We start from the raw sequence: 11,073 nt of genomic DNA, 5'->3' as shown, positions 1-11,073 counted from the left end.
TGTAGGTACATCGTGACTGCTTCAATTTGTACTTCTTTTGAAAACATAGTAAAACCCCGTAAGTTTTGGAAATTACTCCAACTTACGGGGTTCAGTTCAGGAACAAAAGAAATGTTCCAACCCTTTTTGTGTTAAAGATATGTTAATTATCCGCCTGTAAATTTTACAGCGCAAACGCGTGACACACCGACTTCAAAACGACTTTTGTCTTGCTCTTCATTAAAAGAAATAAGTCAAATCTGAAGCTACTGATGGATACGCGGTCAACTGTTGCGACACCGCCTCTTTAGTCAATCCTTGATTGATCGCTGATGACAAATAATTAATTAATTCATCGGCGTGAGTACTTAACACAGATGCACCAACAATCTGACCGTCACCATTGATGACTGTTTTGACACGGGCTGCTGGTTCTCCTTGACGATAAGACGTATACCAACTAGTAATATCTAAATCATTGACGGTATAACGATCCGTATCATCTGTTTCAGTTGTCACACCTGTTTGGGCTAACTTTGGCGTACCATATACAACAACTGGCATAGCTGGATAAGCAATCGATTGTTCCTCACCCAAAATTTCATTGGCTACATGTTGTGACTCAAATGATGCCAGTGGTGTAATTTTAGGAGCTGGTGAATTAGCCACATCCCCCACTGCATACACATGTGGATTACTCGTGCGCAAATAATGATCAACCAAGATACCCTGCTCTGAAAACTGCACATGGGCATTTTCTAAAGCTAGTGTATCGTGGTTACCAACACGACCAGTGGCACGAACAATTAGTCCAGCTGACAAGGTATTACCAAAGCTCAAAGTTGCTTCTAACCCACCATCGACTGACGTAATTTCAGTCACTTCCGTACCAAAATACATTTGTACGCCACGATCATCCAATTGGTCCATCAATGAATCAACCATCGTTTCGTCGAATGATTTCAGTAAGCGGTCGCCACGAACAACCAAACTCACTTTTGCACCCGCAGCTGCCGCAATTGACGCAAATTCAATCGCCACAAAACCACCCCCAATGATAACCACTTCATCTGGTAATTCTGGCAAACTTAGAAACTGTTCAGAATCAATTGTTAGTTCTGCACCTGGAAATGATAGTTGTGCTGGTCGTTGCCCTACTGCAAGGACCCAATCAGTTGCGAAAACAGTTGTAACCTCTTGTCCATGACGATGAATCACCGCTGTTTGTTCATCAATAAAGCTGGCTTCACCAACGATATGGTCAATATCACTTGCGGTCAATGATTGTTCAGTGCCTGTAGAAATACCATCTGTATATTGATTCTTACGCGCCATTAAATCTGACCAATTGATGTTGACCTGGCCATCTATCCCTGAACCTGACAAAAATTCAGTAGCTTCTTTCGCTTCAACCGCACCTAACAGAATTTTCTTAGGGTCACAACCATAATTAGGACATGTACCACCCCATAAATATTTTTCAATCACAACAACGTTTTTACCTGCATCATGTAATTGATGGGCCGCTGCTAAACCGGCTGGTCCCGCACCAACGATTGCGACATCATATTGTTTTACTTCACTCACTGCTTTCATACCGTCCCTTCATAAAACTTTATCCACTACTATTATGGCAAATTTTTATTAAATATATGGTAACAATGTTTGCGCAAAATGTTCTAAATCAGTACGGTCTTGCTCTGTAAACCGATTAAATGTCGTCGAATCAATATCAATAACCCCTAACTTCTCGCCATTTTCGCGGGTCAATGGGACAACAATTTCAGCATTAGATGCTGAATCACAAGCAATATGGCCAGCATGTTGATGGACATCATCAACGACCGTTGTTGCTTGGTTTTCATACGCTTGGCCGACAACTCCTGAACCTGGCTTAATCCGAACAACTGCCGGTTTGCCCAAGAATGGTCCTAAAATCAATTCATCCTTTTCTTGATCGTATAAATAAAAGCCTGCCCAATTCACCGTTGCTAAGTTTTCATATAAAATTGCCGCAGCATTAGATAAATTAGCCAACGGAAAATCTTCGGACTCCTCACCTGTAATCCATGAAGTTAATAATTGTGAAAGCAATGGGGTTGCTGTCGTTTGTTCTGTCATTTTTCATCCTCCAAATAAAAAAGTCCCTAATAAGAACGTTATGTTCTTATTAGGGACGATGTCTCGTGTTACCACCCAAATTCATCTATCTGTTGCCAAATAGATCTCTGTAGTTTGACTAAAAACTAGGGAAGATAACGGTTCCTGCCGTGATAATAGCTCTCACTAATTATCGTTCTCAGAGCTCATTTTCAAGCTACTTCCAAACACTTTTCCATCAACCAAGTGCTTTCTATATTGGATTAATAACATTACTTTTCTCATCATAGAATCTCTTAAAATTCAATTGTCAACATCATACAAAGGACTATACATCTTGTCAATCAATTCATGAGAGAATCTTAACTTTAGACAGTTTCAGCTAACCAATCCATCACTTGTTGTGGGTTCAAACGCTCACCATTTCCAATATGATCAACTTGTTTACCATCTTCAAACAGAACAAAGGCTGGAATACCCATTAATCCTTGTTCTTGTGCAATAGCTAAGTTAGCATCACGATCAGCATCAAACCAGTTAATACCTGCTGAAGTCACGCCCTTTTTAATATCAGCAACAAAAGGCTTGATAGCCTTGCAGTCACCACACCAGTCAGCTTGCAAGAACATTACTTGCTTACCAGGCTTCGCAATTTCTTGGCGAATTGTTTCATCATCATTTAGTTCAGGTTGATAAAAATCCATGTTCACGCCCTCTTTCACTTATTTATAGTAAGAATATCAGCTATCTACTAATTAGTCAAGATAGCCTCTTTGAGTATGAACGATTAATACCCCTTTCGCAACTAGTTCGTATTACTTATACCTCACGCAAACGTAGGTCTTGTACGCGCGTTTGTCCGATAACGCGTAGGAAACGGTAGTATGCCCAAGAAAGAACTCCTGGGATAACAACACCAAAGATGATTAGTGAAATCAAACCTGCCATGTTGTGAGCAGCCAACCATAGTGGTGCAATCAATGAGTTTAGTCCCAAACCAGCTAGAGCGTATGGAACTTTAAAGTCAAAGCCAACAACGGCAATAACTGCGGTAACCATTGCAATGGCAGCTGGTCCCACTGCTAGGATCGGACGCTTTAGCAAATTGGCGAATTGTACCTTAGGTGTAACCAACCCTTGGGCGATGTTACCACCGATAGTGTTTTGATTAAATGACATCGCTGTGAATGAGACGAAGGCAACTGTTGTACCAATCAAGGCAGCTCCCGATGACATAGGATCCAACTGAACGGCGATGGCCAAGGCAGCTGATGAAGCCGGTGTCATCAAGAAAACAAACCAAGAAAGTGAAACAACCAATGAACCAAGCACTGGATTAACTTGCATCGTGTGTCCTAGCGCACCACTGACCCAGTTTAGTGCTGGTGTTGTGACCGATGCCAAGCCCAAACCAGCAATTGAACCAACCATTGTCACTGCAAATGGTACCAAAACCATATCCAACGGCGTCTTACCAGTCATCCACTTACCCAACATAGCTGCAATAATACCTGCCAAAACAGCTGATACTGGTTGACCGGCTGTCATAATTTGCGAACCAGCGTCTTGAGCGGCGATCCAACCAGTGGCTGTCGACGTGTGAGCGGCCACATCAGATGTAAAGTAAATGCTATTAGCACCAACCGTTGAAGCAATCATCGTTGAGCCAATTACCAACGTTGATGTCCGCATCATCACGGCAATCGCCCTCCCCAAAGCGGGTGCCAACAATTTTTGGGCGATATCACCAACTTGTACCAACGCATCCCAATGAATGGTGGTTCCAACCGTATTAACTAGCAAACCAATTCCTAGGAATACCAGCACAGTATTTGAAACACCTTGTGAAACAAGGAAAACATAATCCTTTGTCGTCAACTTCTTTTCTTGTTCTTGTCCTTGCGTCATAACCCTACTCCTTTTTCTTTTGGGACTGAAGATACAAAAAACCGCTAGTTGGAAAAATCCTAACTAGCGGTTCACGAATAACAATCCAGTGATAAACTAGTCGGCCCTTATAAGGCCGACACAAATTGCACGACCCTTTTAGTTGATAATAATCAAGTCTAAAATTAAGCCGCGTAATAACGCATTGTTTGTGTTGTTCATCATGGTTTTTGTCATCGTTTTTATCTCCGTTTTTATTTGATGTTTTATATTATGCACCTAAAAATTTGAATGCAAACACTTTTCTCTCATTTTATTTTAACAATCTTTTATTTAGTTCATTTTACCTGTAAATACAGACCATTTATAAAATATTGTGCAATTAACAACGGTAATCACAAGCTGTTCATGAAACATAGGTAATCTTATTAACGAATCGTTCATGGCATTTTTTTAATTAAACATAGAAATATCTAATTAAAATCTGCTATCATGTTACTTAATAATAAATTTATATTATTTAAAGTAACAAACGTCTAAGTCCAGCAAAGAAAGTAGGCATCCTTGTGAGTAATGTGAAAAAATATATTAACACTATAAAAAACGACATTCAACGTCGCGATCCTAATGAAATTGAATTTCAGGAAGCAGTATTTGCTGTTTTAGATAGTTTAGAACCAACTCTGACAGCAAACCCTCAGTATGTGGATGATAACCTTCTAGCACGTTTGGTTGAGCCAGAGCGTGTCATTCAGTTCCGTGTACCATGGGAATCAGATGATGGTAAGTTCCATGTTAATCGTGGCTTCCGAGTACAATTCAATTCTGCAATTGGACCATACAAAGGTGGCTTACGTCTACACCCAACTGTAAACTTGAGTATTGTTAAATTCCTAGGTTTTGAACAAATTTTAAAGAATAGCTTAACCGGACTACCCATTGGTGGTGCTAAAGGTGGTAGTGATTTTGATCCTAAAGGTAAGTCAGATGCTGAAGTGATGCGTTTCTGTCAAAGCTTTATGACTGAATTACAACGCCATATCGGTCCAGACTTAGATATTCCAGCTGGTGATATCGGCGTAGGTGCTCGTGAAATTGGCTATCTATTTGGTGCCTATAAGCGTCTCCAAGGCTATCAAAACGGCGTGTTAACAGGTAAAGGCTTAACATTTGGTGGTAGTCTTGCCCGTACTGAAGCAACCGGATTTGGTTTGCTATATTACACAAATGCCATGATTAAAGCCCAAGGTGATTCACTCGCTGGTAAAACCATTAAAATCTCTGGTGCCGGAAATGTTGCGATCTACGCCACACAAAAAGCCGAAGAACTGGGTGCTAAAGTGGTGACTGTTTCTGATTCAAATGGTTATATTTATGATCCACATGGCATTGACTATAAAATTGTTAAACAAATCAAAGAAGTTGAACGTGGTCGTATCTCAGAATATGCAAAACGAGTATCAACAGCCGAATACCGTGAAGGTTCAGTTTGGGACCTAGATATTAAATACGATGTTGCTTTACCTTGCGCTACGCAAAATGAAATTGACCAAAAACAAGCTGAAATAATTGCTCGCGATGGTGCAAAATATATTTGCGAAGGTGCCAATATGCCAAGTAACGCTGCCGCTATTAATGTTTACCAAGAAAATGGTATTTTATATGGTCCTGGTAAGGCCGCCAATGCCGGTGGTGTTGCCGTTTCAGCACTTGAAATGAGCCAAAACAGCGAACGCTTATCATGGACATTTGAGAAAGTTGATGACTATCTCAAGGAAATTATGGAAGATATTTTCGCACAATCAGAAGCAGCCGATAAAAAGTATCACTTAGATAAAAATTATCAAGCTGGCGCTAATATTGCTGGCTTTGAAAAAGTTGCCGAAGCGATGACGGCACAAGGATTAATTTAGAAAACAATAAAACGGGTGGAACAGTATTTATGTTCCACCCGTTTTTACTTATCATATGTTAATTATCAATTCGTAAATTTACGATTTAAAAGTCTTTTGTCTCACTCTTGCTTAAACGTGTTCCCAAAGACTGAGTCCTCAATGTAACGAATTTACGACATTCCTTTACTTAACGACTGCAACAGCCCACTTCTTTTTGCCTCGTTTAACAATGACATACTTACCATCGTACTTGTCAGCTGGATTAATAACAGCATCTTCGTCCTTAATTTGCACACCGTTGATACGAACAGCACCATCTTTAACTGAACGACGAGCAGCTGTCTTTGACTTTTCTAATCCGGCTACAACGACCAAATCGAGCAAGCCAATTTCATCAGCTGCGATTTCAAATGTTGGTACATTTCCAGCTAAAACAGCAACTTCGTCAGTTGACAATGCTGCAACATCAGCATTACCAAACAAAACATTTGTCATGACTTCTGCTGTATGCATAGCCTCTTCACCATGGACAAATGTCGTGACCTCTTGAGCTAGACGACGTTGTGCATGACGTGCAGAAGCATTTTCAGCAAGTTCTGCGACTAATTCTGAAATTTCATCCTGTGAGATGAACGTGAAGTACTTTAACATTTTTTCAACATCAGCATCAGCTGTGTTCAACCAGAATTGGTAGAATTCAAATGGCGTTGTCTTAGCAGGATCCAACCATACAGCACCTCCTTCAGTCTTACCAAACTTTGTACCGTCAGCTTTCAGCAACAATGGTACAGTCAATCCAAACGCAGGTGCTTCACTATCGACAAGCTTGTGGATTAAATCAACACCGTTAGTAATGTTTCCCCATTGATCAGAACCACCAATTTGTAGGCGCACATGCTCACGCTTGTATAGTTCATAGAAATCAATCGCTTGCAAAATTTGGTAAGTAAATTCAGTAAATGAAATACCAGCATCCAAACGTGAAGCGACCACATCTTTCGCCAACATACTGTTTATAGAGAATAGTTTTCCGTAGTCACGAAGCATACCTAGCAATGACATTTGGCCCAACCAGTCGTAATTGTTAACAATTGTAAACTCGTTCTCACCAAATAGCTTGACCATCTGTGCACGGATTTTCTCTACGTTAGCTGCCACATCTTCTTGTGATAATAATTTACGTTCAGACTTCTTTCCAGAAGGGTCACCAATCGTTCCAGTTCCACCACCAACAACAATAACCGGGTGATGACCGACCAGTTGGAATCTCTTTAGAATCATAAAGGGAATCAAGTGACCAATATGCATTGAATCACCAGTTGGATCAATACCTACGTAAAGTCCGATTGATTCCTTACTAACTAGGTCACGTAAACCATCTTCGTCAGTGACTTGGTTAATGGCTCCACGCCAAGCTAATTCATTTAAAATATCTGCTGCCATTTCTCGTTCCTCCAACTTGTTTATGTATGAATCACTGAAATCCTTGATTAAAATAAAAAGCACCCTAATCAAGAATTTAACCTTGATTAGGGCGCTGTTAAACGCGGTACCACCTAAATTGCCACCTATTGTGACCACTTATAACCTCGTAGCGTGAGGACTTCGTTCATGCGTTTTGCTGACTGTAATTCGTTAATTGGTTTGATTAGTTCACAGCCACCACTAATTCTCTGAATGTCCACCAATTCTTCTACTAATTGTCATACACGATAAACCGATTATAGCATAATTTTTATAGAATTGAACAATTAAGCGTAAAAGAAAAAGAGGCCTCTCTCACTAAATGAGTGCAGGCCTCTTTGTGTATAAGCGGACCACCACGTACCGCTTATACGTTTTCACCATATCATGTTAACGGGCACCACCCCATTAACAATCCCCTTTTGTTCTAAGAATCCCTTCTTAGAACACCTTCCGCCTTGTTGAGGCTCCTTCACAACCTCAACAAAACCATTATCGGACAGCAAGGCATTGCACCTTCCATAAAAGGCGGCCCTAGGACATCACCCCTTGGCCAACTGCATCCCCGATAACATTAATTATTATAGCATACTTTATTTAAGGTGAAATGTTGTAAGAACGCTAATCCCTGTTTGGGTGGCAACTTCATCAGAAGTAGTAAACGTCTGATCAGAAAAATCAGTTACTTCAGGTAGAGCCGCTGTCGTCAAGCCAGATAGCGCCAATGCTTGTGTATCCCATTCATCAGTTACTAAGTCATATAATCCTGTTCGTGCAGCATAAGCCCGCGAAATAATATTTTTACCAAATAAACGGTAAATAATGTAGCTTTGCAAACTCATGTAATGCACAGCTTTCTCATAGACATCTGGTTGTTCGTTTTTTAACCATAAAATTAAGACAAAGGGTGTCCTATCCAACAACGATAAGCCCATTTTACGTTGTAGTTGACCAGTGACGCCATTCATCGTCAAAGCATCAACATATTTTTGCGTATCTTGACCGTAAATAACCGGCATTAATGGTTCAAAGTTCTTATCGAGCGGCATTAAACCATCAAGAGAAATTTCTGAAAAAATAATCTCTTCAATTTTGGCAGCTTGGCTATCTAACAACAGCTTATTGGTCTCTTTAATGGCTGCAATCGTCTGGTTATAGATTTGATCTGGTGTAATCGTTGCACGTTCTGCATCAGTCGTTGCCAATGGCAGTTCATGTTGACGCTGTGCATTATTTTCATCAATCAATGTCGTTTTAACTGACAACAAAGATACATCAATTGTTAGTATATATTTCATGATAACTCCTCTAGGTTAATACTACTATTATACGCTAGTACAGCAAAAAAAGAGACCGGCACATTATTCATGTCCCGGTCTCCACTTTCACAATCAAAAATATTTTATAGGTCTAGCAAGGTAAAAATTACTTTGCAGCGTCCATAGCATGTCCACCGAATCCGTTACGCAATGCTGATACGACCTTACCAGTAAACGTATCTTCTTGCAATGAACGGTAACGCATCATCAATGACAAAGCAATAACAGGTGCTGGTACTTGCATGTCCAATGACTCTTCAATCGTCCACTTACCTTCACCAGATGAGTGCATAACACCTGAAATCTTGTCCAACTTAGGATCATTTGAGAATTGCTCTTCAGCCAATTCCATCAACCATGAACGGATAACTGATCCGTGGTTCCACAACTTAGCAACAGCTTCGTAGTCGTAATCGTATTGTGAGGCTTCCAAAACTTCGAAACCTTCGGCAATAGATTGCATCATACCATACTCAATACCGTTGTGAACCATCTTCAAGTAGTGACCTGAACCTAATTCACCAGTGTATAGGTAACCATCTTTTTCAGCAATACCTTCAAACAAAGGCTCGATAGTCTTCCATGCTTCAGCGTCGTCTCCACCGATCATGAAGTTTCCACCGTTACGAGCACCTGACATACCACCTGAAGTACCAGCATCAAAGAACTTGATACCTGCAGCAGTTGTACGCTTGTTTTGCTCCAAGTTATCCTTGTAGTTTGAGTTTCCACCATCAATGATGATATCGCCAGCATCCATCTTTTCGATCAATGTATCGATTGTTGAGTTAGTTGGCTTACCAGCTGGAACCATTACCCAAACTACTTTTGGTGATGGCAAAGCTGCCAACATATCGTCTAAGTCAGTAACACCAGTAACAGCGTCTGAATATGAGTCAGCTTCCTTTACTGAATCTGCACTCAAATCATAAGCAACAGCCTCATGACCATTGTCAACAGCATTCTTTACCAAGTTCAAGCCCATCTTACCAAGGCCGATCATTGCGAACTTCATGTCTGTACCCCTTTTTTCTTTTGTTTTTTTCTACACTCTTATTATAATGCAAAAGTTTTTCATATTGCAAGCTTTTTATTGTAAAATCTTTTCATTTCGCTTGAGTTTATGTCATTTTGTGCCATAATTAGAGAATAGAAGGAGAAATTATGGCACAATCAGGATTTGCACGAATACGATCAATGCGCGACCAACTGACTGGATCAGATAATAAAATCGCTGCATTCATCTTACAAAACCCTACCGAAGTACGTTCATTAACCATCCAAGAAATGGCCAACGCCGTGGGACTATCAACAGCAACAGTTTCTCGATTTGTTAAACGCGTTGGTTTTGGATCATTTCGTGAGTTTTCACTCAGCTTGGCTAGCCTTCCCGTTCCCGAAAATAGTTTTTTCGGTGAAATTGACCAAACGGATGATCAAAACAAAATTATCCAAAAAGTATTTAGTGGTGCAGAAAATGCTTTAGAAGCAACTGTCAATCTCATTAAACCAGAGGACTGGCAACTTGCAACTGATTGGCTTATCAATGCTCACCACGTTGGCTTATTTGGTATTGGTGGATCATCAATCGTCGCTTTAAACGGCTATCATAAGTTCTTAAGGACACCCCTACATATTGAACAACATCCCGATTATGACGTGCAATTAATGCAAGCTGTTCATATGACGGATCAAGATATTGCGATCGTTGTATCCCACTCAGGCCGTAATCACGGTACTTTAAATATTACCCGACAACTGCAAGAAAACAACGTTAAAACTATTGCGATTACCGGACATCCCAAGTCTGAACTAGCCAAGCTTGCTTCACTAACTTTAGCTAGCGCAGCCGAGGAAGTTAATATCCGTAGTGAATCAATGTCATCTTTAATTGCACAATTAACTATTATGGACAGCCTGTTCACACTGGTTGGTGTGCAACTAGGAGATAAGACCCAAGCGGTCGTTGAGCGCATACGTGGCACAATTGAAGATAGTCGCGAATAATCGTGATAGTATTCTATATTATTTTATAATACAACTACATTATACAAAAAAGACACTCTGAACTGAACTCCAAAAATTGGAGAGAAGTTTAAGCAACTAGCTGGTCGGAAAGACTTCGGTATTGAACCGGAGTTTTTCCGGCCAGCTTTGTTTTAATCCGTTTATTGTTGTAGTAATAGATATAATTATTGACGGCAGACTTCAGCTCGTCATAGTTTTGATAATGGTTATTATGGACAGTTCCTACCTTCAAGAGATGAAAGAAGCTCTCCGCCATAGCATTATCTAGACAGGTCGCTTTGCGACTCATACTTTGAAACACATGGTTGTTCTGCAAACGTGAGACATATTCATAATTTTGATACTGGAATCCCTGGTCAGAGTGGATTGTTAAACGGTAATTTAATTTGGGTCTAGTATTT

General features: G+C 40.3%; 10 protein-coding genes and 1 other annotated feature. Of the genes, 2 read left to right on the top strand and 8 right to left on the bottom strand.

Annotation, left to right across the window (positions count from 1 at the left end; translation table 11 throughout):
• Positions 1-219: 219 nt before the first annotated feature.
• From FFM62_RS09630 to FFM62_RS09615, 4 genes are all read right to left on the bottom strand, one after another.
• Complete coding sequence (locus tag FFM62_RS09630) at positions 220-1,575, bottom strand: dihydrolipoyl dehydrogenase family protein (RefSeq protein WP_174855253.1); 1,356 nt, start codon at positions 1,573-1,575, stop codon at positions 220-222.
• Between the two features lie 48 nt (positions 1,576-1,623).
• A complete protein-coding gene (gene msrC / locus FFM62_RS09625; RefSeq protein ID WP_115471734.1) occupies positions 1,624-2,100 on the bottom strand; it encodes a free L-methionine (R)-S-oxide reductase MsrC in 477 nt (158 codons plus the stop codon).
• Positions 2,101-2,148: 48 nt separating this feature from the next.
• Positions 2,149-2,376: a binding site (T-box leader), on the bottom strand.
• A 71-nt stretch (positions 2,377-2,447) separates the two neighbouring features.
• Positions 2,448-2,783 carry a thioredoxin family protein gene (locus FFM62_RS09620; protein ID WP_115471733.1) on the bottom strand — a complete coding sequence of 112 codons (336 nt, stop codon included), beginning with the start codon at positions 2,781-2,783 and terminating at the stop codon, positions 2,448-2,450.
• A 115-nt stretch (positions 2,784-2,898) separates the two neighbouring features.
• Complete coding sequence (locus tag FFM62_RS09615; RefSeq protein ID WP_115471732.1) at positions 2,899-3,987, bottom strand: PTS sugar transporter subunit IIC; 1,089 nt, start codon at positions 3,985-3,987, stop codon at positions 2,899-2,901.
• Positions 3,988-4,532: 545 nt separating this feature from the next.
• On the opposite strand from FFM62_RS09615, the gene gdhA reads away from it, so the two are divergent.
• The gene (gene gdhA / locus FFM62_RS09610) at positions 4,533-5,879 is read left to right on the top strand and encodes an NADP-specific glutamate dehydrogenase (RefSeq protein WP_115471731.1); all 1,347 of its coding nucleotides are present in this window, start codon (positions 4,533-4,535) and stop codon (positions 5,877-5,879) included.
• A gap of 165 nt (positions 5,880-6,044) precedes the next feature.
• Here the strand turns inward: gdhA and tyrS are convergent, their stop codons facing one another.
• The 3 genes from tyrS to gnd all read right to left on the bottom strand — a co-directional run bounded on the left by tyrS (position 6,045) and on the right by gnd (position 9,659).
• Entirely contained in the window at positions 6,045-7,304 is a 1,260-nt protein-coding gene (tyrS, locus tag FFM62_RS09605; RefSeq protein ID WP_115471730.1) for a tyrosine--tRNA ligase, read from the bottom strand.
• Between the two features lie 614 nt (positions 7,305-7,918).
• Positions 7,919-8,623 carry an FGGY family carbohydrate kinase gene (locus FFM62_RS09600; protein WP_115471729.1) on the bottom strand — a complete coding sequence of 235 codons (705 nt, stop codon included), beginning with the start codon at positions 8,621-8,623 and terminating at the stop codon, positions 7,919-7,921.
• Positions 8,624-8,750: 127 nt separating this feature from the next.
• Positions 8,751-9,659 carry a phosphogluconate dehydrogenase (NAD(+)-dependent, decarboxylating) gene (gene gnd, locus FFM62_RS09595; protein ID WP_115471728.1) on the bottom strand — a complete coding sequence of 303 codons (909 nt, stop codon included), beginning with the start codon at positions 9,657-9,659 and terminating at the stop codon, positions 8,751-8,753.
• 149 nt (positions 9,660-9,808) lie between these two features.
• Here gnd and FFM62_RS09590 point away from each other — a divergent pair, with 149 nt between their 5' ends.
• Positions 9,809-10,651, top strand: coding sequence for a MurR/RpiR family transcriptional regulator (locus FFM62_RS09590; RefSeq protein ID WP_115471727.1), 843 nt, complete (start codon positions 9,809-9,811; stop codon positions 10,649-10,651).
• An 88-nt stretch (positions 10,652-10,739) separates the two neighbouring features.
• Here the strand turns inward: FFM62_RS09590 and FFM62_RS09585 are convergent.
• On the bottom strand, positions 10,740-11,073 hold a 334-nt coding region (locus FFM62_RS09585), incomplete at its 5' end, for an IS3 family transposase (protein WP_137604531.1).

The organism is Weissella thailandensis (genome assembly GCF_005405465.1).
Taxonomy (GTDB): domain Bacteria; phylum Bacillota; class Bacilli; order Lactobacillales; family Lactobacillaceae; genus Weissella; species Weissella thailandensis.
Note: the sequence above shows the minus strand (reverse complement) of the source record. Positions and strands in the feature narration are given on the sequence as shown.

Bases quoted from the DNA above. Each gene is read 5' to 3' on its own strand.
- FFM62_RS09630 (WP_174855253.1), bottom strand. From the start codon at position 1,575: ATGAAAGCAGTGAGTGAAGTAAAACAATATGATGTCGCAATCGTTGGT.
- msrC (WP_115471734.1), bottom strand. From the start codon at position 2,100: ATGACAGAACAAACGACAGCAACCCCATTGCTTTCACAATTATTAACT.
- FFM62_RS09620 (WP_115471733.1), bottom strand. From the start codon at position 2,783: ATGGATTTTTATCAACCTGAACTAAATGATGATGAAACAATTCGCCAA.
- FFM62_RS09615 (WP_115471732.1), bottom strand. From the start codon at position 3,987: ATGACGCAAGGACAAGAACAAGAAAAGAAGTTGACGACAAAGGATTAT.
- tyrS (WP_115471730.1), bottom strand. From the start codon at position 7,304: ATGGCAGCAGATATTTTAAATGAATTAGCTTGGCGTGGAGCCATTAAC.
- FFM62_RS09600 (WP_115471729.1), bottom strand. From the start codon at position 8,623: ATGAAATATATACTAACAATTGATGTATCTTTGTTGTCAGTTAAAACG.
- gnd (WP_115471728.1), bottom strand. From the start codon at position 9,659: ATGAAGTTCGCAATGATCGGCCTTGGTAAGATGGGCTTGAACTTGGTA.
- FFM62_RS09590 (WP_115471727.1), top strand. From the start codon at position 9,809: ATGGCACAATCAGGATTTGCACGAATACGATCAATGCGCGACCAACTG.